This window comes from Ruegeria sp. BG9, assembly GCF_056538305.1.
In genome coordinates, this window is record NZ_JBQFSY010000007.1 from 87,152 (window position 1) to 108,447 (window position 21,296).

A 21,296-nucleotide genomic window follows, 5' to 3' on the forward strand; every position below is an offset into this window, starting at 1 on the left:
TCGATATGCGCAAACTTCTTATCATCCTTCCCTTCCTGCCCTCTGCGGCATTTGCCCAGCAGGCGGGTTGGGGCAGCGTCGGCCAGCAAGAGGAAAAAGGCTTTTCATGGACCGATCCGCTGTGGCCTGATTTCTGGATGGCTTGGACGCCAGCCACGCTGGCTTTGTTCGTCGGCATCTTCTCGGCCATTGCGCTGATCGGCGTGCTGGAAGGATTCAAATTCCGCGATGGCATTGAACGCAAGGGCGTGCTGGGTCTGACCACAACATTGGGCGACCGCTTGTTCATCACGCTGCTTGGCTCGGCCTATATCTTTCTGGCGTGGCTCGGTTTCGTGGGCCAACCGGTCTGGACACCGCTGTTTCTGTCCATCGGCTGGGGTTTCTTCGTTTTCTGGAAAGTTTAGGCTTTGACAAAACACGAAAGGATGCTTGTCTGACAGGCACACCAATCATGACGACACCAAGAGCAATGCGAAAGAAAAAGACGACAAATCTGCTGACCGAGGTTGAACTGGAGTTCATGAACGAGCTTTGGGCCCTAGGGGAAGGCTCGGTGCGTGATGTATTGGACCGCCTGCCACCGGAACGGAATCTGGCCTATACTTCAGGTGCAACGATCCTGCGTATTCTCGACGAAAAAGGTTTTGTCGAAAGCCGCAAGGACGGAAAAACCCTGATCTACAGCCCTCTTCTAGACAAGGATCGGTACCAGGCCCGCTCGCTTCAGAATCTCTCGCGGACGTTGTTTGACAACACACCAGCCTCGCTGGTTGCGCGCTTGGTGGATGATGCGGGTCTGAGCGAGGCGGATCTTGAGGATATTCGGGCATTGGTAGAAAGGAGACTGCAAAATGACAGCGGTTAAGCCGGTTCTCGATGCCTATCTCGAACTGAATTTTGTTCTGATCCTATCGGTCGTGTTGTGGTTCGCAGCCCGATTTGTACTGTCGCGAACCTCGATGCGACTGTCCTTTTCCGATCAGTTTCGCCTGCTCAGGGCGCTGGTGCTTTGCCTTATGCTCAGCCCGGTGCTGGCCTTTGGGGTGGCGCATCTGTTCGAACTTGTCTGGCCCGGTCAGCCGATGGCCATCGGCGACGTGGCCGTTGCGGCCTATCTGAGGGGTGAGATCGCGCTGCCTGCAACCCAGTTTGAGACGCTGCTGAACACGCGCCAGCGCTGGGTCGAGGCGGCTTTGGATGGTAGCTCAATCTGGGCGATTGCTGCTCTTGCGGCTTTAGCCTTAGTCTCGGCCATGCTGGTCATCCGCGTGATCTGGGCTGCGCTGCAAATTCGTCAGACGGTCCTGGACAGTTTCCTGTGGAAGCGTTCGGCCAAGGTGGATGTCCGTCTGTCGGATCACATCAAAGTTCCCTTTGCCGTGCGGGGCCTGCGCCGTCGTCACGTAATCCTGCCTAGCAACCTGCTGAACGATCGTCACGAATTGCGGTTCGCGATTGCGCATGAGTTCCAGCATGTGCGCAGCGGAGACGTCGAATGGGAACTGGTGCTGGAGTTTCTGCGCCCGTTGTTCTTCTGGAATCCGGCCTATCACATCCTGCGCTATCAGTTTGAGCGGCTGCGTGAGCTTGGTTGCGACCAGGCCATTGTCGCCAGACGCAGACTGGATACGGTGGACTATGCCAAATGCCTGCTGGACTATTGTGCCCGCACTGTCTCGCGCGAGCGTCCGCAGGTTCTGAATGTTGCGCTGGTCAATGGGAACAAGGCGAAGCGGGTGCTGCGACAGCGTGTGATCGCTTTGGCAGACGGACCAAAAGGGGGGCATCCGCTGCATGCGATGGTCCTGACTTTCAGCCTGATCTTTGCGATTGTGTTGGCTTGGGGCTCGGCCAGTTTGCGCGAGACCGACGGATGGAGCCAAGACCGGCTTATGCTTTCGACCGTGGTCAACCTTGAGCGGCTGGAACGTCGCAACAGCGGCAACTGACAAGCGACGTCTCGATCAGACCGAGACGCCTCGAAGAACTTGATCCCGTGACACATCCTGCTTGCGGCCTTCGAGCAGGATTTCGCCCCGACGCAGCACGACAAATCGGTCGGCGAGGTCGTAGGCAAAGTCGAAATATTGCTCGACCAGTAGGATTGCCATCTGACTCTGATCGCGCAGGTGGCGGATCACTTCGCCGATCTGCTGGATGATGTTGGGCTGAATGCCCTCGGTAGGTTCGTCCAGCAGCAAGAGCCGGGGCTTTGTGATCAGTGCCCGGGCAATCGCCAACTGTTGCTGCTGGCCACCGGACAAATCTCCTCCGCGCCGATGCTGCATCTGGGCCAGAACCGGGAACAGATCAAAGATCTCATCCGGCACGAAATGTTCAGCCGCGGGAAGGCAGGCGAACCCGGTTTCGAGATTCTCGCGCACCGTCAGAAGCGGAAAAATCTCGCGCCCTTGCGGGACATAGGCGACACCTTTCCAGGCCATCTGATGCGCAGGCAGCGGGCCGAGGTCTTCGCCGTCCAGTGTCAGCGACCCGCCAGAGCGGGGATGGGTGCCCGAGATCGCCTTGATCAGGCTGGTCTTGCCGACACCATTGGTGCCCATCACACAGGTCACCTCACCCCTCTCGGCCTCCATCGAGATACCGTTGAGGATTTGTGAATGGCCATAGTGCAGGGTCAGATCGTTCAGTTTCAGCATCGCTCAACGCCCCAGATAGACGTCGATGACGTCCTGATTTGATGTCACATGGTCCAGCGACCCCTCGGCCAGAACTGCTCCTTCATGCAGAACGGTAACCTTGCAGTTCAGGCGGCGGACGAACTCCATATCATGTTCGACAACCACCACGGCGCGGGTCTTGGCGGCCTGAACTAGAAGGTCGGTCGTGTGCTCGCGCTCCTGCGGGGTCATCCCGGCGGCAGGCTCATCAACCAGCAGAAGGCGTGGTTCCTGTGCCAGCAACATCCCGATCTCGAGCCATTGTTTCTGCCCGTGGCTGAGTTCACCGGATTTACGGTCAAGTTCGTCCTTCAGGCCGATCTCATCCGCCAGTTCCTTGACCTTTCCCAGGTCGCTGTTCGTGGGGCGATAGAATAGGACGCCCAGCCAACCGCGTTTGTTCTTGAGGGCCATCAGCAGGTTTTCTCTAACGCTTTGGTCCTCGAACACGGTAGGTTTTTGGAATTTCCGGCCGACACCGGCCTGCGCGATTTTCGCCTCGCTCATCCGCAGCAGTGAGACGGATTTTTCCCCCCAGATCACGCGGCCTTCGTCTGGCCGCGTCTTGCCTGTGACGATGTCCATGAAGGTCGTTTTTCCGGCCCCGTTCGGGCCAATCACTGCGCGCAGTTCGGCCTCGCCGATCTGGAAGGAGAGATTGTTGATGGCACGGAACCCGTCGAAGGTAACCGAAACGCCGCTAACCTCTAGCAGAGTGCTCATTCCGTTGCCTCCTTTTCGCGTAGGGCGCTGTCGTCGGGGCCAAGCGGCGCACCATGGCGCTGCGGCGCACGGCGGTTGCTCCAGAGGTCGAACAGCCCTCCGATGCCCTTTGGTGCGAACAGAGTTACCAGTACGAAGGAGATGCCCAGCAGCACCTGCCACCAGTCGACCCATTTGATCGTGTAGAACCCAAGTGGGATATCAGGGGCCTGTCCGCCGGTGAACCATGTGCTGAGCAGGCTGACGAAAGCCGCCCCGATCACCGCACCATACAGGCGACCACGCCCACCAATGGCGACCCAAACGGCCAGATAAATCGAAGCGATGGGGGCCATCTCTTCGGGGTTGATGATCCCAGCTTGAGGGTAGTAGAGCGCGCCCGCGATGGCGGCGATACAGGCGGTCAGGGTGAACACGGCCAGTTTGTAGACCTCGACAGAATAGCCAAGGAATCGCACCCGCGCCTCATTATCTCGGATGCCACGGATGACCGACCCGAACTTGCCCGACACAACCCACGCCGCGAGTATATAGCCCAAGCCAAGTGCCAGCGCCGAGGCCCAAAGGAACCAGATCGACACCACGTCCTGCGAGGCGGTCACACCCGGCAGGTTTTGCAGGCCCGACAGGCCATTGTTGCCGCGCAATCCGCTGTCGTTCTGAAAAAGGTAGAGGGCCAGCGCCAGCGTCATGGCTTGGGTCAGGATCGACAGGTAGACGCCGGTGACCCTGCTGCGGAAGGCCAGCCAGCCGAAGATCAGCGCCAGAAGTCCAGGCACCAAAACGACCAGGATCAGTTGCAGGGTCAGGCTATGGGAAAAGGCCCAAATCAGCGGAAAATCCGATGACCCGACCACACCGAATATCTGCGTTCCGATGGCGTCCACGACCTCAGCCGGGGTCGGTGGGATTTCGGCTTGAGACAGAGACTCGACCACGATCAGGCGTGTGCGTTCGTACATCAGCCACATGCCGATCATGTAGCCTCCTAACCCGAAGAATGCGAAATGACCCAGCGAGAGGATGCCGGTAAAGCCCCAGACCAGATCCATCGCCACGGCGATCAGGCACAGGCACAGGGTCTTGCCCAGCGTCTTGACGAAACTGGTCGAGATCACGCCGATTCCGAACCCTTCGGACAGGACGGTTACGCCCAAAGTGAACAGCGACAGGATGGCCAGAAAGACCAGTACGGAGGGGTTCTTGGCGACAAAGCTGCGTTCCATGGCTCAATCCCCCGCCGCGCGGCCTTTGAGGGCGATAATGCCTCTTGGCCGGAACTGGATGAAAATGATGATGAAGATGATCATGTAGGTCTGCGCCGCGAGGGTGTTCGACGGGTTCATCCACTCGATGCCCTTTTGCAGGAAGCCAATCATGCCTGCGCCTGCCAGCGCCCCCCAGATGTTGCCGACACCGCCAACGACCACGGTCATGAAGCTTTGCACGATATAGTCGCTGCCCAGATCCGAGGTGACTTTGGCGAACAGACCTATCGCAACCCCGGCGATCCCGGCAATGCCGGAACCAAGCCCGAAGGTCAGCATATTCACCCGCCCCGGATTGATCCCCATCGACCCCGCCATGCGTGGGTTCTGAGTCACCGCGCGCATTTCTAGCCCCAGCCGGGTGCGCTTCATGATGTAAAGGAACAGTCCCAGAAAGATCAGCGCCAGAACGAAGATCGCGATACGGATATAGCTGATCGAGACCACATCGTTCAGCACCCACGCCCCGTCCAGCCAGCCGGGCGCGGTCAGCGGTCGGGCCTGCGTACCAAAGATGTTCTTGGCCAGCTGTTGGAGGGCAATCGAGATGCCGAACGTCGCCAGCAGCGTCTCCAACGGGCGCGAATAGAGCCAGCGGATCACCAACCGCTCCATCGCGACGCCCATGGCGAAGGTGACCGCGAAGGCCATGGGGATGGCGACGATGATTGAGAGCGTATGGTCGGGGATGAACTGCTGCACGACGTAGCCGGTGTAGGCGCCCATCATGATGAACTCACCGTGGGCCATGTTGATCACACCCATCACGCCAAAGGTGATAGCCAGACCGATGGCAGCGAGGAAATAGATCGACGCCAATGAGATTGCGTCCAGTGTCAGGTCGAGGGTCTGGTTCAAACCGACCTTCAGCTCGATCTGTTCCAGCGCCTTTTCGGCTGCGGTTGTGATTTCGGGTGAGGGTTCGGCATAGGTCTCAAAGAAGACATGCGTTTCCAACGCAGAATCGATGTCGGCCTCGGTGATCAAAGCAGCCACAAGGCCGGCTTCGGCTAAAACAGCGTAAGCCTGAGCACGCGTGGTGTCAGAGTTCAGCTGCGCGACAGGAATGCCCCCCACGCGGCCTCCGTCGATATTGGCGGCCAGTGCGGCGCGTATGTCGTCGGGCGATGTGCGCGGTGCGGCAAGTTCATTGGCAACCAACAGATCATATGCCTCGCCCCTCGTCAGGGCTTCTGATCCGGGATCTAGAATGGCGGCGATATTCGCATCAGAGGGCAGATCTGTGCCCGTATGTCGATTCGTCACGACCAAAGGGTTCAGAGCCGCGCGGACGTCCACCCCCAGATCGTCGGACATGTCTTCAATCGCAGCCACACGTGCTGCGGTATCTTCGTCGTAGCCGATGGTCAGCAACCGCTCGAGACGTTGCTTCTGCGCTTTCAGATCGGCATCGGGCTCGTCCTCAATCGAGGCGCGCAGCGGCACCAGCAGAGCGCCTTCGGGATCGCGTTGAATAGAAGTCAAAGCTGCCAGACGTTTTGCCCGGTCCGGGTCGGTCAGTTGGAACTGGACCAAAGCTGTTCCAATCATCGCGCGGATGCCGCTATTGGGTTTCAACTGCTTCAGGTCGGATTTTTGATACGTTCCAACAACCTCTCCGGTGTCGAAATCGGTCAGCTCATACGAGCGGCCCTCGGCCTTTTTACCTGCAAAGAACAGGCCGTCCGACTTGCGCATCCACACGTCTTTGGCGGCCCATGTCTCAAGCATCACCTGCGCTTGCGGTAGACCGCTGCTGGCAATCGCATCAATCGCCGGTTTGATCGTCTTGCGCGAGCTTTTGGTGATGATTTCCTGATGCTCTTGCAGGATCGGTTGCAAACCGCTCTCTTGCGCATTGGCCGTTAGGCAGGCGCATAGGATTGCGAGACCCGCAAGGAATAGTCGTAACATGTGGTGAAACCCGAGGTGTCTTTAGGGCAAGGCGGGCGATGATACCCGCCTTGCGAGAAGGTTAGTAGTTCGACAGGGTCTGAACGCAGGTTTTGGTCTCGGTGTTGTACATACCGCAACCCAGGTCTTTCCAATCCGAGATCAGAACCGCCGATTCTGGCAGGAAATCGGTCCATGCATCACCTGGAACGACGTCTGTTTCGCTGATGATATCGAACTGGCCATCTTCCTGAATCTCACCGATCAGAACCGGCTTGGCCAGGTGGTGGTTCGGCAGCATTACGGCAGTGCCACCTGTCAGATTCGGGAATTCCTGCCCGTACATGGCCGAGCGGACAGCGTCGACCTCGGTCGAGCCCGCCTCGGTCGCGGCGTTCACCCACATGTTGAAGCCGATGTAATGCGCCTCCATCGGGTCGTTGGTCACGCGGTCTTCACCCATGGTGGCTTTCCACGTCTCAACGAATTCGGCGTTCACGTCGGTATCTGCCGACTGGAAGTAGTTCCACGCGGCCAGGTGGCCGACCAGGTTGGTGGTATCCAGACCCGAGAGTTCTTCCTCACCGACTGAGAAGGCTACGACCGGGATGTCATCCGCCGAAACGCCCGCGGCCGCCAGCTCCTTGTAGAAGCCAATGTTTGCATCGCCATTGATGGTCGAGATCACGCCGACCTTCTTACCATCCGCACCCAGCGCAACAACGTCCGCCACGATCTTGGACCAGTCAGAGTGACCAAAGGGGGTGTAGTTGACGAAGATATCCTCGTCCGCGATGCCTTTACCCTTCAGATAGCTTTCCAGAATATTGTTGGTGGTCCTGGGGTAGACATAGTCTGTGCCGAGCAGAGCGAATTTCTCAACACCCAGCTCATCCAGGAAGTAGTCAGTCGCAGGGATCGCCTGCTGGTTCGGGGCGGCACCGGTGTAAAAGACGTTTTTCGAGGATTCTTCGCCTTCATACTGAACCGGGTAGAACAGCAGGCCGTTCAACTCTTCGATCACCGGCAGAACCGATTTCCGGCTAACCGAGGTCCAATTGCCAAAGATCACGTCCACTTCATGCACGGTCAGCAGCTCGCGCGCTTTTTCAGCAAATAGCGGCCAGTCCGAGGCCGGGTCGACAACAACCGCCTCAAGCTGTTTGCCCAGCAGGCCGCCCTTGGCGTTTTGCTGATCGATCAGCATCAGCATCGTGTCTTTCAGCGTCGTTTCGGAGATTGCCATCGTGCCGGACAGCGAATGCAGCACGCCAACCTTGATCGTGTCTTCAGCCGACAATGCGGCGGTGGCCATGGCAGCAAATACCATTGATCCGGCGAGCGTGGATTTGAGCGATTTCATGTAATCCTCCTGGGCGGGGCCGGGAGAGAGGGCTTGCACAAAGGCGCACTCTTCTTCTACCTGATCCCCGCAACTGTTGTTGCGTTATCGTGTGGCGGTTGTGTTCGAGGTCCAATTCGCGCAGCCGTCACACACCCTTCGAGATGTTTCCCCCGACGAGCACCCATACGGTTTCTGCATCGCGGCAATCTTGGCAACCTGTCGGTCAGGTAAATGCAAGAATCAGCCGCATCTGATTAATTTTTAATCCATTGCCCGACTGTGTGCCAAAAATTTGGTCACCTGCATCGGTTTTTTGGTCGATTGCGACACCCAAGAATGGTTTTCCGCCATCCGAGACCCGAAACACAGGGCATGAACTGACGCCTCGGGGGTGCCCAATTACGCAACTTGCCCATATAACGCCCACAGCGGACAAAACCCCTCCCCGTGCCAAGGGGGCCGTGTCGATCAGCACCAAACCGTTGGGCAGGCGGTCGGTTCTGGACGTATTCCGCCAATCCGGTTCTTTTAAGTGCTTGTTCCCGCGTGCAGAATCGCACACGTTGGATGCGGTTCTGCTGAACACTGCTGGCGGCGTCACCGGTGGGGATGCGTTTCGGTTCACCGGAACAGCGGGCGAAGGTACCACTCTGACGATGACGACGCAGGCGTGTGAGCGCGCCTACAAGGCGCAGCCCGGCCCCTATGGTCAGGTCGTCAATCACCTGACCGTCGCGCCCGGCGCTCGCATGAACTGGCTGCCGCAAGAGACAATCCTGTTCAACGGCAGTGCTCTGGATCGTCGACTATTGGTCGAAATGGAGCCGGACGCGACGCTGCTTATGGTGGAGCCTTTGGTCTTCGGGCGCGCGGCGATGGGTGAAACTCTGACCGATATCCGTCTGCGGGACCGGATCGAAATTCGGCGCGGCGGAGCCCCTCTGTTCTTGGATACGATGCGATTTGACGGCGACCTGCACGCCCATCTCGCGAAACCTCATATCGCAGACGGGGCGGGTGCAATGGCGCTGGTTGTCTTTGCCTGCAGCTCGGCCGAGGGTCAATTGGACACGGTGCGCCAGATGCTGCCCGATACAGCGGGTGCCACGCTGATCCAAGACGATCTGCTGGTGATCCGGATGCTGGCCGAAAACAGCTTTGCCCTGCGCCGTGCGCTGATGCCGATTCTGCGGCAGCTCAACAACAACACTCTTCCCCGATGCTGGATGATCTGAGATGAACCTGACTCCCCGCGAAAAAGACAAACTGATGGTCGCCATGGCCGCCGAAGTTGCCCGCAAGCGCCTTGCCCGAGGCGTTAGGCTGAACCACCCCGAGGCCATCGCATTGATCACCGATGCTGTGGTCGAAGGTGCGCGCGATGGCCGTTCGGTGGCCGACATGATGCAGGCCGGGGCCGAAGTGATCACCCGGGATCAATGCATGGAGGGCGTGCCCGAGATGATCCACGAGGTTCAGGTCGAAGCCACCTTTCCCGACGGCACCAAGCTTGTGACCGTCCACAACCCAATTCGCTAACAAAGGAACCAAGATATGACCCGTATGCTTTTCCCCGCCCTGATCGTTGCTGGCCCTGCCGCCGCACACACCGATACGCATATCCATGCGCACGGCACGGATTATGCGACCCTTGGCGTTGGTCTGGCGGTTGTCGCACTGGCCGCAATCGCGCTGATGGTAAAGTTGAACAAATGATCCCAGGAGAGCTGTTCCCGGCCGAGGGTGAGATCACCCTGAACGCAAGTGCAAAGGCAATCACCCTGATGGTCGCCAATACCGGCGACCGCCCGGTTCAGGTCGGCTCGCACTATCATTTCGCCGAAACAAATCCGGCGCTCGACTTCGACCGTGCAGCGGCACACGGGCTGCGTTTGGACATCGCCCCCGGCACCGCTGTTCGGTTTGAGCCCGGTCAGGCGCGCGAGGTTTCTCTGATTCCCATCGGGGGCGCGCGCAAAGTCTATGGGTTCAATCAAAAGGTCATGGGGTCGCTCTGATGCCGGCAACAATCAAACGTTCTGACTATGCCGCCATGTTCGGCCCGACCACCGGCGACAAGCTGCGGCTGGCCGATACCGATCTGGTGATCGAAGTCGAACGCGACCTGACCGCCGAACGCGCGGGCGCTGCCGCCACCGGGGGGACTGGCGACAATGCGCTGCTCTACGGCGAAGAGGTCAAGTTCGGCGGTGGCAAGGTGATCCGCGATGGGATGGGACAGTCTCAGGCCACTCGGGCCGAGGGGGCCGTGGATACGGTTATCACCAATGCGCTGATCGTTGACCACTCGGGTATCTACAAGGCGGATGTGGGTCTGAAAGACGGGCTTATCGCCAAGATCGGCAAGGCCGGGAACCCCGATACCCAACCTGGCGTAGATATCATCATCGGTCCCGGCACCGAGGCCATTGCGGGCGAGGGGCGCATCCTGACCGCAGGTGGCTTCGACAGCCATATCCACTTTATCTGCCCGCAACAGATCGAGGATGCGCTGCATTCCGGCCTGACCACTATGTTGGGCGGCGGGACGGGCCCTGCGCATGGGACTCTGGCCACCACCTGCACACCGGGCCCATGGCATATCGGGCGTATGTTGCAAGCCGCCGACGCGTTCCCGATGAACCTGGCCTTTGCGGGTAAAGGCAACGCCTCTCTGCCTGCTGCGCTGGAGGAGCAGGTCAACGCAGGTGCCTGCGCTCTGAAACTGCATGAGGATTGGGGCACGACCCCCGCCGCCATCGATTGCTGCCTCTCGGTGGCCGACGCGATGGATGTGCAAGTCATGATCCATACCGACACGCTGAACGAATCCGGTTTTGTCGAGAACACCGTGGGCGCAATGAAAGGCCGCACGATCCACGCCTTTCACACCGAAGGCGCAGGCGGTGGCCACGCCCCCGATATCATCAAGATCTGCGGCGAAAACCACGTTTTGCCGTCTTCGACCAACCCCACGCGCCCCTTCACTGTGAACACGGTCGAAGAGCATCTGGATATGCTGATGGTGTGCCACCACCTCGACAAATCCATCCCCGAGGACGTGGCCTTTGCCGAAAGCCGCATCCGGCGTGAGACGATCGCGGCCGAGGACATCCTCCACGACATGGGCGCGTTCAGCATCATCGCTTCGGACAGTCAGGCGATGGGACGGGTCGGAGAGGTTCTGATCCGTACATGGCAGACCGCCGACAAGATGAAAAAACAACGCGGCCGCCTGCCCGAGGAAACAGGTGACAATGACAACTTGCGCGTACGTCGCTACATCGCGAAATACACCATCAACCCGGCGATTGCGCATGGCCTGAGCCATCAGATCGGCAGTATTGAGGAAGGCAAACGCGCCGATCTGGTCCTGTGGAACCCGGCTTTCTTCGGGGTGAAGCCCGAGATGGTCTTGTTGGGTGGCACCATCGCCTGTGCGCAGATGGGCGACCCGAATGCCTCGATCCCTACGCCGCAACCGGTCTATAGCCGCCCCATGTTCGGAGCATACGGCCGGTCGGTTGAAAACTCGGCGATCACATTTGTCTCGGAGGCCGCGCAAGCGAGCGGGATCGGTGATACACTGGGACTGGCGAAACAAATCGTCGCCGTGCGCAACACGCGCGATATCGGCAAGCAGGATTTGCTGCTGAATGATGCAACGCCCCAGATCGAGGTTGATCCGGAAACCTATGAGGTCCGAGCCGATGGGGAGTTGCTCACCTGTCAACCTGCCGAAGTGCTGCCGATGGCGCAGCGCTATTTCATGTTCTGATTTGAAAAGGAGGCCACGATGACCACTGCGATCAAAACCGCCCGAATCTATCACGATCACCACCACGATCCGGCGCATGCTCAGGTCTCGCTGGACTATGACGGGCGTTTCCTGCGCCGTAAAATGCTGGCCACAGATGATGGTGAGTCCTTTTTGGTCGATCTGGCGCACACGAAATCCCTCGACCATGGCGGCGTTCTGGTGCTGGAGGATGGGCGCGAGATTGAAATCATCGCTGCCCCGGAAGAGTTGCTGGAAATCAGCGGGGACAATCTGCTGCACCTTGCGTGGCATATTGGTAATCGCCACACCCCCTGTCAGATCGAAGCCGACCGGCTCCTGATACAACGCGATCATGTCATTCGAGATATGCTGCTGAAACTGGGGGCCGAAATCCAAGAGGTCGTTGAACCCTTCACCCCCGAAGGCGGCGCTTATGGTCATGGCAGGACACATGGCCACGCCCACTAACTCCGATATCCTAACCTTGGTGCAGTGGTTGTCTCCGGCCTATCCGGTTGGCGGCTTCGCCTATTCTCATGGGTTGGAGGCCGCTATTGAACTTGGTTCGGTTACCTGCCCTCAGGATACGGGCGCCTGGGTGTCGGACGTATTAGAGCATGGCTCTGGCTGGAACGACGCGCTTTTTCTGGGGGCGGCTTACGCCGCTGAAATCCCGGTCGACTTGACCGACATCGACGCCACAGCCCGCGCGTTCAGCGCCTCATCTGAGCGGTTGATGGAAACCAGTTTGCTCGGGCAGGCGTTTGGAGCCGTGACCGGGGATGTCTGGGGCTTGGACTTGCAGCACCTGACCTATCCGGTGGCGGTAGGGCGTGCGGCACGATTGCAGAATTTGCCGTTGCCATTGGTTACTGAGATGTTCCTGCAGGCGTTCCTGAGCAATCTGGTCGCCTGCGCAACGCGCCTTGTGCCCTTGGGTCAAACCGATGCGCAGCGGCTGATACGGGATCTGACACCCCTCTGTGCAACGATTGCCGCAAAGGCGCAGGACGCGGGTCTGGAGGACCTCAGTTCAACGGCGTTCCTCGCGGATATCGCGGCAATGAAGCATGAAACACAGTATTCGAGGATTTTCCGAACATGAGCAGTACGAACGGCCCCCTTCGTGTCGGCATCGGAGGCCCCGTCGGCGCGGGCAAAACCACCCTCACTGCCGCGCTGTCTGAGGCGCTACGTGATGTCTGCTCGGTGGGCGTGATCACCAATGACATCTACACCCAAGAGGACGCCGAGGCGCTGATGCGGATGCAGATACTGCCTCAGGACCGGATCATCGGCGTGGAAACCGGCGGTTGCCCGCATACCGCGATCCGTGAGGACGCTTCTATCAATCTTGCGGCTGTGGCCGAAATGCAGTCGCGCCATCCGGAGATTGAGGTCGTGCTGATCGAAAGCGGCGGCGATAACCTGTCGGCGACTTTCAGCCCTGAACTGGCAGATGTAACGCTCTACGTGATTGATGTGGCTGCGGGCGAAGAAATCCCGCGCAAGGGTGGGCCTGCGATCACGAAATCGGATCTGTTGATCATCAACAAAACCGACCTCGCCCCACATGTGGGCGCGTCGCTAGAGGTGATGCAGGAAGACGCCACGCGTATGCGCAAGGGTCGACCGTTCTTGTTCGCCTCACTGCGTCAACGGCAGGGCGTGCCCGAAATCGTTAGCGCGCTGGCTGCGATTGGTGGGCTTGAAACGGCTTGAAGGAGAACAGTCGCCGCAGATTGGAGCGGCGACTGTTGTTTCCAATTTGGAGTGGGGTGCCAACTAGAGGCTGACCAGGGCCATCAGGCCCCGACATTCACCACCATCTTGCCGAAATTCTCACCGCGCAGCAGCTGGTTTAGCGCTTCGGGTGCGGCCTCTAGCCCTTCGACCATGTGCTCTCGATATTTGACCGATCCGTCCTGAATCCAACCGGTCATATCCCGGACGAACTCCTTGTAGAGCGACGCCGGGAAGCTGTCGAAGATGATGAAGCCCTGCGCCTTCACTTTCATCCGCAGCAGCGTGCCCATGATCGCAGGCCCCATATCCGGACCGTCCGGCAAGCCAGGCAGGTTGTACCACGAGACCACGCCGCAGATCGGGATGCGCGCAAAAGCGTTCAGCAAAGGCAGGACACCGTAAAGCACCTTGCCGCCAACATTTTCGAAGTAGACGTTAATCCCATCCGGGCAGGCGGCCCGCAATTGATCAGCGAAATCGGCAGCTTTGTGGTCGATACAGGCGTCGAAGCCCAGATTTTCCACCACATGCGCACATTTTTCGGCTCCGCCAGCAACGCCCACGACCCTGCACCCTTTGATCTTAGCGATCTGCCCCACGGTTGCTCCGACCGGGCCGGATGCGGCGGCAACGACCACGGTTTCTCCGGGCTTGGGTTCGCCGATCTGTAGCAACCCGGCATAAGCGGTGTAGCCGGGCATACCCAGAATACCTAACGCCCAAGACGGGTTTTGCGGTGCTTTGCCCATGTTTATGACCTCGGTCCCGTCCGAGATCGCATAGTCCTGCCAACCGCTACCAGACAGCACATAGTCACCTGCTTCGAATCCGTCGAGGTTCGAGGTCACAACCTCTCCCACAACCTGTCCAGTCATGACCCCGCCAATCGCCACTGGCTCGGCGTAGGACTTCGCGTCATTCATCCGCCCGCGCATATACGGGTCCAGTGACAAGTAGCAGGTGCGGACCAGCATCTCTCCTGCACCCGCAGTAGGGATATCCCTTGTCTCAAGCCGCAGCGTATTGTCATCGGGTTCCCCCTTGGGGCGTTCGTTCAGAACGATGCGGCGGTTTGTGTCTGCGGTCTGGGGCATGGTCTTCTCTCTCTACTGAGGCTGGTTTGTCGCGCCGGCACGTCACAAGGATCGGGGCGTCGGATTTTGTGATACCGTTCTGTATTTCGGGCGGCGCGTCAATCTTTTCACACCTTTGTGCCGCAGGGTTTGCTCAGCAAAACAGCAGGGTTGAAGATTGCCGTAGGTTCTACATTTTCCGGCGCGTTTTCCGTTTGACTGCGACGCAAAACAATTTAAGCCTTCGCAAAGAGATAGCCCCCCAAAGCAGACCTTCGCATGCCATCCAGCTTAGAAATACCAGCGACGTTGGGCCGCCGACCCGGGCATCCCTACAGGAAGGCCTATGATTGGTGGCCGCCCCCATCCCCGCGCTGAGATTGAACCCGAATTTCAACTCAACGCGAAAGACTAACATGACAACTCAAACTCTCTCGAAACCGGTTCAGGTTGAACTGGCCGAAACACATGTGCGTATCACTTGGCCCGACCATATGACCGGGGATTTCCCATTCATCTGGCTACGCGAAAACGACCCCGCTGGGTTCCACCCACAGACGCAGGAGCGCCTGACCGACCTCACCGCCATTGCGCTCGATATCAAACCCGTGCAGGCCTTCCAGTCCGACAACAGCCTGCATGTTGTTTGGGCCAAAGATCAGGCGCCCACCGGTTTTGATCTGGACAGGCTGCGCGATCGCCGCCCGGGGCAACCTGCTTTCGATCCGGCCGATACCGGTTTTGTCACATGGCGGGCCGAACTTTCGCCCGCCGGTATTCCCCGCGCGAACGCCGATGGGGTGCTGACACAAGACAGTGCTTTGAAGGACTGGCTGATCGCCGCGCGTCAATACGGGCTGAGCATCGTGGACCATCTGGCCGACAGCACCGAGGCTGGCATGGATGTCGCACGCCGGATCGGCTTTTTGCGCGAGACCAATTTTGGACTGACCTTCGAGGTCAAATCCAAACCCAACCCGAATAACCTAGCCTACACGCCGGTTGCGCTGCCGCTGCACACCGACCTGACCAATCAGGAACTGCCTCCGGGGTTCCAGTTCCTGCACTGTCTCGCCAACGAGGCTAAGGGCGGTGAGTCGCTGTTCTGTGACGGCTATGCGGTGGCAGAGGACCTGAAACTGGAAGATCCCGATGCCTTTGACGCCCTGTGCGACATCTCGATCCCGTTCCGGTTCCATGATGGAGAAACGGATATCCGCTCGCGTAAACGGGTCGTCACCTGCGATGAAAACGGCGACGTGATCGAGATCTGCTTCAACGCGCATCTGGCCGATTTCCTTGATATCGAGCCCGCTCTGATGCCGCGCTATTACCGCGCCTATCAGAAATTCATGGCGATGACGCGCGACCCCAAATACCTGCTTCAGCTCAAGCTGAAGGGGGGCGAAATGGTGGTCTTCGACAACCGCCGCGTGCTGCACGGGCGGTCGGCCTTCGATCCCAATACAGGCCGCCGCCACCTGCATGGGTGCTACGTGGACCGTGGTGAATTCGAAAGCCGCCTACGCGTTCTGTCGCGCTAAACGCCTAACGTTAAGGCAGCGCCGTCTTGGGGCGGCGCTGTCCCTCTACACCCTGTTGCGAAAGGCCGAGGGGGTGTGCCCGAACTCGGCCTTGAACGCGCGGGTCATCGCGCTTGCGTTTTCATAGCCCGACCGGCTGGCGATTTCGGCGATGGATTGCTCGGTCTCTTCAGTCAGCCTGCGCGCAAGGTTCAGACGCAACCGACGATAGAGCGCTTGCGGTGTCGTTTTCAGGTCCGCCTGAACGCGCATTTCCAGCCGTTTCTGAGTGCAGCCCGCTTTGCGCGCGACCTGTGTGATCGACAGCGGTGTTTCCAGATTTGCCTGCATGATGGCCAGCGCACGGTTGACCAGAATGTCTTCGGTTTGCATCGGTAAGGCATAGTGGTCGCTCCGGCCACGGCTCATCAGCAAATGGGCGACCTCCATCGACAACAGTGGGCCGTGATCCTTGCGGATAAGCGCAAGCGCAAGATCAAACGCCGCCATCGCCCCGGAACAGGTCAGACGCGCGCCGTCAACGACGTAGCGCTCTTGCACGACGTCCACGGAGGGAAAACCTTCTTCAAATCGGGAAAGCTCGTCCCAGTGAATGGTCGCGCGGTGTCCATCCAACAACCCGGCCTGCGCCATCAACCAGCTGCCTGTGTCCAGCCCGGCCACCTGAGCGTGCCTCTTTGCAGCCGCCAGCAGGGCGCGCAGGGTCGGGGGTGTGCCCAATTGCAAGAACCCGTAGGAGGGCATCACGACCAGAACATCCCCTCGCTGGTCGGTCAGGGCGGTATCCGGCGTCACCGCAAGCCCGCTGGAGCTGTGGACGGGGTCTCCGTCAACGGAACAGAACCGCCACTCATACAAAGACTGCCGGGACAGAGTGTTGGCCGCCCGCAGAGGCTCGACCATGTTGGCGAGGCAGTGGTTCGAGAATCCATCGAACAGCAGGATGTTAAATCTGTGGTTCAATATTTTACCATCTCTGCATGATTTACGGCGAAAACTGCATGCCGCGACCATGAGGAATCTCGTTTCCTGCGTCAATCACCTATCCAAGGATATCGCGCCATGCAGTTTGGTCTGACCGAAGAACAGGACATGATCGTCTCGACAGTCCGTAGTTTTGTCGAAAACGAAATCTACCCGCATGAGGCCGAGGTCGAACGCACCGGTCAGGTGCCGCACGAGCTGGGCGAAGAGATCAAACAGAAATGCATCGACCTGGGCTTTTATGCCTGCAACTTCCCCGAAGAGGTTGGCGGCGCAGGCCTTTCGCATCTCGACTTTACGCTGGTCGAACGTGAGCTGGGTCGTGGATCGATGGCTCTGACCCATTTCTTCGGTCGACCGCAGAACATTCTGATGGCCTGCAACGATGAACAGCGCGAACGCTATCTGCTGCCTGCTGTGCGCGGCGAAAGGATGGATGCGCTGGCGATGACCGAACCGGATGCGGGCTCGGATGTGCGGGGGATGAAGTGTCAGGCTGTGAAGGATGGTGGCGATTGGGTCATCAACGGCTCCAAACACTTCATTTCGGGCGCGGAGCACGCGGATTTCTTCATCGTCTTCATTGCGACCGGTGTGGATGAGACACCAAAAGGGCCCAAAAAGCGGATCTCAACCTTCCTGGTGGATCGCGGCACGCCCGGGTTTGAGGTGCGCGAGGGGTATAACTCGGTCAGCCACAAGGGCTACAAGAACTACATCCTCTACTTCGACAATTGCCGGCTGCCTGACGCGCAGGTTCTAGGCGAGGTCGATGGCGGTTTCGCTGTCATGAACGAGTGGCTCTATGCGACTCGCCTGACGGTTGCGGCCTTCTCGGTCGGTCGGGCGCGGCGCTGTTTCGACTATGCGCTGAACTATGCTGCTGAGCGCAAACAGTTTGGCCAGCCCATCGGTAAATTCCAGGGCATTGGTTTCCAGATCGCCGATATGATCACCGAGATTGATGCCGCGGATTGGCTGACTCTGTCTGCTGCCTGGCGCCTGGACGAAAACCTGCCCTCGAACCGCGAAATCGCCTCGGCTAAGCTTTATGCCTCGGAAATGCTGGCGCGGGTCACCGACGCGACGCTGCAAATCTATGGTGGCATGGGTCTGATGGACGACTTCCCGATCGAACGCTTTTGGCGTGACGCGCGGGTTGAGCGGATATGGGATGGCACCAGCGAAATCCAGCGTCACATCATCAGCCGTGATCTTCTGCGTCCACTGGGCGCCTGACGATGACCAAAGACCTCACCCGGCTTTTGCGCCCGAACTCCATCGCTGTGATCGGTGGTGGAGCTTGGTGTCAGCAGGTCATTCTACAGTCTGAACGTACGGGTTATGCGGGTCAGATCTGGCCTGTTCATCCCAAAGCGACCGAGATCGCTGGCCATAGGGCCTATGCCAGTCTCGAAGACCTGCCAGCACCGCCAGACGCCGTTTTCATTGGCATCAACCGCCATGCCACGATTGAGGCGGTTCGCACCCTTTCTGCCACCGGCGCCGGCGGTGCTGTATGTTTTGCGTCAGGCTTTTCCGAGGCCGTGGCCGAGGATGACACAGGGGGCGATCTGCAAGCACAACTGGTCGCAGCTGCGGGCGACATGCCCATTCTGGGACCCAATTGCTATGGTTTCATCAACGCGTTGGATGGGGCTTTGCTGTGGCCCGACCAGCACGGGGCCAAGCCGGTCGAGTCCGGCGTTGCGATCCTAACGCAAAGCTCGAACATCTCGATCAACTTGACCATGCAGAAACGCGCGCTGCCCATCGCCTATATGGTGACCTGCGGGAACATGGCGCAGACCAGTCAGGCACAAATTGCATCCGCCTTGCTGGAAGATCCGCGCGTTACGGCTGTAGGCCTGCATATCGAAGGCTTCAAGGACATCCGCGAATGGGAGGCTCTGGCCCAGAAGGCCTATTCCAAAGGCATCCCTCTGGTGGCGCTCAAGGTCGGTGCGTCCGAGCAGGCTCAGTCCGCAACCGTGTCGCATACCGCCTCTCTGGCCGGAAGCGACGCGGGTGCGCAGGCCCTTTTGGAGCGTCTCGGCATTCCACGCCTATCCGCCTTGCCCGATTTTCTGGAGACGCTGAAACTGCTGCATTGCTATGGCCCGCTTTCGGGCAGCAACATAGCCTCGATCAGCTGTTCCGGGGGGGAGGCGAGCCTGATCGCGGACATGGCTGTTGGAACCGGGCTATCCTTCCCGCGCCTAAGCGACGGTCAGAAAGCCCACCTGCGAGAGGCACTCGGACCGATGGTGGCGCTAAATAACCCACTGGACTACCACACTTATATTTGGCGGGATGAAGCGGCGATGGCGCGGGCCTGGACCGGGATGACGGGTGATGACATTGATCTGACGTTCTCGATCCTCGACTATCCAACCACGGATGCGAGCGACTGGGTCTATGCCTCGCGTGCGGCAATGAAAGTGCGTGCGGAGACCGGCGGGCGATTTGCCGTTGCCGCGACTTTGCCCGAGTTGATGCCCGAAGATGTAGCGCAAGAGCTTATGGACGGCGGCGTGGTGCCCTTCATGGGGCTGCGCGAAGCTCTTGCCGCAACCGAAGCGGCGGGCCAGATCACAGCTCCTTCAAACACACCGGTCACACTGCCCGGAACGGCCGAGGCCAATCGGACTCTCACCGAAGGCGAGTCCAAACGCGTTCTGGCCGAGCACGGATTGCGCATCCCGCAAAACCGCACAGTCGCAGGTGCCGACCAGGCTCGTGCTGCCGCTCAGGACATGGACGCACCCTTTGCGGTCAAGGGCGTGGGGCTGGCTCATAAGTCAGAACACGCGGCCGTGCGATTGGGTGTTCTTGCCGAAGACGTGGCCGACGTCGCCGCGGACATCGGCACCCCTGAAATTCTGATCGAAGAGATGATCACCGGAACAGTGGCCGAGCTTCTTGTGGGCGTGGTGCGCGATCCAGCGCATGGGTTTGTCCTGACTCTGGGCGCAGGCGGTGTGCTGACCGAAGTGCTGCGCGATACTGCCTCCCTGCTGGTGCCCAGTTCTGCTGATGACATCCGCAACGCCTTGGGTAAATTGAAGATTGCACCGCTTCTGACGGGCTATCGCGGCCAACCAGCGGCTGATATGGATGCCATCGTGGCCGCTGTTGAGGCCGTTCAGGCCTATGTCATGCAAAACGCCGACACGCTTGGCGAGGTCGAAATTAACCCGCTCCTCTGCGCGCCCGACAAGGCGGTGGCCGTGGATGCCCTCATCAGAAAGGCCTGAGATATGGACCCGATCAAAACCCGCCGTGATGGCGCGATTCTTGAGGTCACATTGGACCGGCCCAAAGCCAATGCCATTGATCTGGCGACCAGCCGCATCATGGGCGACGTCTTTGCCGAGTTCCGCGACGACCCGGACCTGCGCGTTGCGATCCTGACAGGTGCGGGAGAGAAGTTCTTTTGCCCCGGATGGGACTTGAAAGCCGCAGCCGATGGCGATGCGGTCGACGGGGACTATGGCGTTGGCGGCTTTGGTGGCTTGCAGGAATTGCGCGACATGAACAAACCCGTCATCGCAGCTGTAAACGGCATTGCCTGCGGGGGAGGGCTGGAGCTTGCGCTGTCCGCCGACATGATCCTCGCCGCAGACCATGCGAGTTTTGCCCTGCCGGAAATCCGCTCGGGCACCGTGGCGGATGCGGCCAGCGTCAAACTGCCCAAGCGCATCCCGTATCACATCGCGATGGAGCTGCTGCTCACGGGCCGCTGGTTCGACGCGGAAGAGGCCAACCGCTGGGGTTTGGTGAATGAGATCGTGGCCGCGGATCAACTGATGGACCGCGCGTGGGAACTGGCCCGCCTGTTGGCCTCGGGCCCGCCGCTGGTTTATGCTGCGATCAAAGAGGTCGTGCGCGATGCCGAAGACAGCAAGTTTCAGGACGCCATGAACCGTATTACCAAGCGACAGCTTCGCACCGTCGACACTCTCTATGCCAGTGAGGACCAGCTGGAAGGCGCGCGTGCGTTTGCGGAAAAGCGTGATCCTGTCTGGAAAGGCAAGTAAGCAAATCTGGGGGTCTGACTCCTTTCAGCGGCTCCGTCTTTGATGGGGCCGCAACACCCAAGTAGCTGCGCCCAACGGTTGCTTGGGAGGCCTGCTAACGGATTGCATGCTCGTGTCATATTGAATTAGGACACGCCTGCCCCACGGGGCGTCAGCAACTCAAACCTGCGACACAAACCGCACGCAGCCAAACTGAAATCCATGCCACGTAATCC

22 protein-coding genes are annotated in these 21,296 nt (G+C 59.3%); 15 read left to right on the forward strand and 7 right to left on the reverse strand.

All coding sequences use genetic code 11. From position 1 onward, the window contains the following. Positions 1–5 precede the first annotated feature (5 nt). The 3 genes from ACR0I8_RS13230 (at position 6) to ACR0I8_RS13240 (ending at position 1,952) form a co-directional block, all read left to right on the forward strand. Positions 6–407 carry a DUF2160 domain-containing protein gene (locus ACR0I8_RS13230; RefSeq protein ID WP_170378549.1) on the forward strand — a complete coding sequence of 134 codons (402 nt, stop codon included), beginning with the start codon at positions 6–8 and terminating at the stop codon, positions 405–407. A gap of 65 nt (positions 408–472) precedes the next feature. Further along, a complete protein-coding gene (locus ACR0I8_RS13235; protein WP_170378547.1) occupies positions 473–868 on the forward strand; it encodes a BlaI/MecI/CopY family transcriptional regulator in 396 nt (131 codons plus the stop codon). Next, on the forward strand, positions 855–1,952 hold the full coding sequence (locus ACR0I8_RS13240; RefSeq protein WP_170689057.1) for a M56 family metallopeptidase: 1,098 nt from the start codon (positions 855–857) through the stop codon (positions 1,950–1,952). Before ACR0I8_RS13235 ends, ACR0I8_RS13240 begins: the two co-directional genes overlap by 14 nt. Before the next feature lie 15 nt (positions 1,953–1,967). Here the strand turns inward: ACR0I8_RS13240 and urtE are convergent, their stop codons facing one another. From urtE to urtA, 5 genes are all read right to left on the reverse strand, one after another. Then, positions 1,968–2,663, reverse strand: coding sequence for an urea ABC transporter ATP-binding subunit UrtE (urtE, locus tag ACR0I8_RS13245; protein WP_170689058.1), 696 nt, complete (start codon positions 2,661–2,663; stop codon positions 1,968–1,970). 3 nt (positions 2,664–2,666) lie between these two features. Then, positions 2,667–3,407 carry an urea ABC transporter ATP-binding protein UrtD gene (gene urtD / locus ACR0I8_RS13250; protein WP_170689059.1) on the reverse strand — a complete coding sequence of 247 codons (741 nt, stop codon included), beginning with the start codon at positions 3,405–3,407 and terminating at the stop codon, positions 2,667–2,669. Further along, positions 3,404–4,633, reverse strand: coding sequence for an urea ABC transporter permease subunit UrtC (gene urtC / locus ACR0I8_RS13255; protein ID WP_170689060.1), 1,230 nt, complete (start codon positions 4,631–4,633; stop codon positions 3,404–3,406). Before urtC ends, urtD begins: the two co-directional genes overlap by 4 nt. A gap of 3 nt (positions 4,634–4,636) precedes the next feature. Beyond that, positions 4,637–6,589, reverse strand: coding sequence for an urea ABC transporter permease subunit UrtB (gene urtB / locus ACR0I8_RS13260; protein WP_170689061.1), 1,953 nt, complete (start codon positions 6,587–6,589; stop codon positions 4,637–4,639). A gap of 61 nt (positions 6,590–6,650) precedes the next feature. Continuing rightward, positions 6,651–7,931, reverse strand: a complete 1,281-nt coding sequence (gene urtA / locus ACR0I8_RS13265; RefSeq protein WP_170378535.1) for an urea ABC transporter substrate-binding protein — start codon at positions 7,929–7,931, stop codon at positions 6,651–6,653. Positions 7,932–8,374: 443 nt separating this feature from the next. Between urtA and ACR0I8_RS13270 the strand changes: the two genes are divergently transcribed. Genes ACR0I8_RS13270 through ureG form a run of 8 tightly spaced genes read left to right on the forward strand, consistent with a single transcriptional unit; the run spans position 8,375 to position 13,416 of the window. Beyond that, positions 8,375–9,148, forward strand: coding sequence for an urease accessory protein UreD (locus tag ACR0I8_RS13270; RefSeq protein WP_170689062.1), 774 nt, complete (start codon positions 8,375–8,377; stop codon positions 9,146–9,148). 1 nt (position 9,149) lies between these two features. Then, on the forward strand, positions 9,150–9,452 hold the full coding sequence (locus tag ACR0I8_RS13275; RefSeq protein WP_170378531.1) for an urease subunit gamma: 303 nt from the start codon (positions 9,150–9,152) through the stop codon (positions 9,450–9,452). A gap of 15 nt (positions 9,453–9,467) precedes the next feature. Beyond that, positions 9,468–9,629, forward strand: a complete 162-nt coding sequence (locus tag ACR0I8_RS13280) for a hypothetical protein (protein WP_170378529.1) — start codon at positions 9,468–9,470, stop codon at positions 9,627–9,629. Next, positions 9,626–9,931, forward strand: coding sequence for an urease subunit beta (locus tag ACR0I8_RS13285; RefSeq protein ID WP_170643278.1), 306 nt, complete (start codon positions 9,626–9,628; stop codon positions 9,929–9,931). Before ACR0I8_RS13280 ends, ACR0I8_RS13285 begins: the two co-directional genes overlap by 4 nt. Then, complete coding sequence (gene ureC / locus ACR0I8_RS13290; protein WP_170689063.1) at positions 9,931–11,691, forward strand: urease subunit alpha; 1,761 nt, start codon at positions 9,931–9,933, stop codon at positions 11,689–11,691. The genes ACR0I8_RS13285 and ureC overlap by 1 nt, the downstream gene beginning before the upstream one ends. A gap of 18 nt (positions 11,692–11,709) precedes the next feature. Continuing rightward, positions 11,710–12,162 (forward strand): urease accessory protein UreE, encoded by a 453-nt coding sequence (gene ureE / locus ACR0I8_RS13295; protein ID WP_170378524.1) that lies wholly within the window; start codon positions 11,710–11,712, stop codon positions 12,160–12,162. Next, positions 12,146–12,799 carry an urease accessory UreF family protein gene (locus tag ACR0I8_RS13300; RefSeq protein WP_170689064.1) on the forward strand — a complete coding sequence of 218 codons (654 nt, stop codon included), beginning with the start codon at positions 12,146–12,148 and terminating at the stop codon, positions 12,797–12,799. The genes ureE and ACR0I8_RS13300 overlap by 17 nt, the downstream gene beginning before the upstream one ends. After that, positions 12,796–13,416: an urease accessory protein UreG gene (gene ureG, locus ACR0I8_RS13305; RefSeq protein WP_170461571.1), complete on the forward strand. Its 621-nt coding sequence runs from the start codon at positions 12,796–12,798 to the stop codon at positions 13,414–13,416. Before ACR0I8_RS13300 ends, ureG begins: the two co-directional genes overlap by 4 nt. Positions 13,417–13,499: 83 nt before the next feature. Here ureG and ACR0I8_RS13310 read toward each other — a convergent pair whose 3' ends face one another. Next, the gene (locus ACR0I8_RS13310) at positions 13,500–14,534 is read right to left on the reverse strand and encodes an MDR family NADP-dependent oxidoreductase (RefSeq protein ID WP_170378518.1); all 1,035 of its coding nucleotides are present in this window, start codon (positions 14,532–14,534) and stop codon (positions 13,500–13,502) included. 395 nt (positions 14,535–14,929) lie between these two features. Here ACR0I8_RS13310 and ACR0I8_RS13315 point away from each other — a divergent pair, with 395 nt between their 5' ends. After that, the gene (locus tag ACR0I8_RS13315; protein WP_170689065.1) at positions 14,930–16,057 is read left to right on the forward strand and encodes a TauD/TfdA family dioxygenase; all 1,128 of its coding nucleotides are present in this window, start codon (positions 14,930–14,932) and stop codon (positions 16,055–16,057) included. Positions 16,058–16,102: 45 nt separating this feature from the next. On the opposite strand, the gene ACR0I8_RS13320 is transcribed toward ACR0I8_RS13315, so the two are convergent. Beyond that, positions 16,103–17,020: a GlxA family transcriptional regulator gene (locus tag ACR0I8_RS13320; protein ID WP_480703247.1), complete on the reverse strand. Its 918-nt coding sequence runs from the start codon at positions 17,018–17,020 to the stop codon at positions 16,103–16,105. Positions 17,021–17,119: 99 nt separating this feature from the next. On the opposite strand from ACR0I8_RS13320, the gene ACR0I8_RS13325 reads away from it, so the two are divergent. The 3 genes from ACR0I8_RS13325 to ACR0I8_RS13335 are packed head-to-tail and all read left to right on the forward strand — an operon-like array spanning position 17,120 to position 21,081. Beyond that, positions 17,120–18,280: an acyl-CoA dehydrogenase family protein gene (locus tag ACR0I8_RS13325; RefSeq protein WP_170689067.1), complete on the forward strand. Its 1,161-nt coding sequence runs from the start codon at positions 17,120–17,122 to the stop codon at positions 18,278–18,280. A gap of 2 nt (positions 18,281–18,282) precedes the next feature. After that, positions 18,283–20,298, forward strand: a complete 2,016-nt coding sequence (locus ACR0I8_RS13330) for an acetate--CoA ligase family protein (protein WP_170689068.1) — start codon at positions 18,283–18,285, stop codon at positions 20,296–20,298. A 3-nt stretch (positions 20,299–20,301) separates the two neighbouring features. After that, positions 20,302–21,081: a carnitinyl-CoA dehydratase gene (locus ACR0I8_RS13335; RefSeq protein ID WP_170689069.1), complete on the forward strand. Its 780-nt coding sequence runs from the start codon at positions 20,302–20,304 to the stop codon at positions 21,079–21,081. Positions 21,082–21,296: the final 215 nt, after the last annotated feature.

What these genes read in the sequence shown, in the direction of transcription:
- ACR0I8_RS13230 (WP_170378549.1), top strand. Translation starts at nt 6, where the DNA reads ATGCGCAAACTTCTTATCATCCTTCCCTTCCTGCCCTCTGCGGCATTT.
- ACR0I8_RS13235 (WP_170378547.1), top strand. Translation starts at nt 473, where the DNA reads ATGCGAAAGAAAAAGACGACAAATCTGCTGACCGAGGTTGAACTGGAG.
- ACR0I8_RS13240 (WP_170689057.1), top strand. Translation starts at nt 855, where the DNA reads ATGACAGCGGTTAAGCCGGTTCTCGATGCCTATCTCGAACTGAATTTT.
- urtE (WP_170689058.1), bottom strand. Translation starts at nt 2,663, where the DNA reads ATGCTGAAACTGAACGATCTGACCCTGCACTATGGCCATTCACAAATC.
- urtD (WP_170689059.1), bottom strand. Translation starts at nt 3,407, where the DNA reads ATGAGCACTCTGCTAGAGGTTAGCGGCGTTTCGGTTACCTTCGACGGG.
- urtC (WP_170689060.1), bottom strand. Translation starts at nt 4,633, where the DNA reads ATGGAACGCAGCTTTGTCGCCAAGAACCCCTCCGTACTGGTCTTTCTG.
- urtB (WP_170689061.1), bottom strand. Translation starts at nt 6,589, where the DNA reads ATGTTACGACTATTCCTTGCGGGTCTCGCAATCCTATGCGCCTGCCTA.
- urtA (WP_170378535.1), bottom strand. Translation starts at nt 7,931, where the DNA reads ATGAAATCGCTCAAATCCACGCTCGCCGGATCAATGGTATTTGCTGCC.
- ACR0I8_RS13275 (WP_170378531.1), top strand. Translation starts at nt 9,150, where the DNA reads ATGAACCTGACTCCCCGCGAAAAAGACAAACTGATGGTCGCCATGGCC.
- ACR0I8_RS13280 (WP_170378529.1), top strand. Translation starts at nt 9,468, where the DNA reads ATGACCCGTATGCTTTTCCCCGCCCTGATCGTTGCTGGCCCTGCCGCC.
- ACR0I8_RS13285 (WP_170643278.1), top strand. Translation starts at nt 9,626, where the DNA reads ATGATCCCAGGAGAGCTGTTCCCGGCCGAGGGTGAGATCACCCTGAAC.
- ureC (WP_170689063.1), top strand. Translation starts at nt 9,931, where the DNA reads ATGCCGGCAACAATCAAACGTTCTGACTATGCCGCCATGTTCGGCCCG.
- ureE (WP_170378524.1), top strand. Translation starts at nt 11,710, where the DNA reads ATGACCACTGCGATCAAAACCGCCCGAATCTATCACGATCACCACCAC.
- ACR0I8_RS13300 (WP_170689064.1), top strand. Translation starts at nt 12,146, where the DNA reads ATGGCCACGCCCACTAACTCCGATATCCTAACCTTGGTGCAGTGGTTG.
- ureG (WP_170461571.1), top strand. Translation starts at nt 12,796, where the DNA reads ATGAGCAGTACGAACGGCCCCCTTCGTGTCGGCATCGGAGGCCCCGTC.
- ACR0I8_RS13310 (WP_170378518.1), bottom strand. Translation starts at nt 14,534, where the DNA reads ATGCCCCAGACCGCAGACACAAACCGCCGCATCGTTCTGAACGAACGC.
- ACR0I8_RS13315 (WP_170689065.1), top strand. Translation starts at nt 14,930, where the DNA reads ATGACAACTCAAACTCTCTCGAAACCGGTTCAGGTTGAACTGGCCGAA.
- ACR0I8_RS13325 (WP_170689067.1), top strand. Translation starts at nt 17,120, where the DNA reads ATGCAGTTTGGTCTGACCGAAGAACAGGACATGATCGTCTCGACAGTC.
- ACR0I8_RS13330 (WP_170689068.1), top strand. Translation starts at nt 18,283, where the DNA reads ATGACCAAAGACCTCACCCGGCTTTTGCGCCCGAACTCCATCGCTGTG.
- ACR0I8_RS13335 (WP_170689069.1), top strand. Translation starts at nt 20,302, where the DNA reads ATGGACCCGATCAAAACCCGCCGTGATGGCGCGATTCTTGAGGTCACA.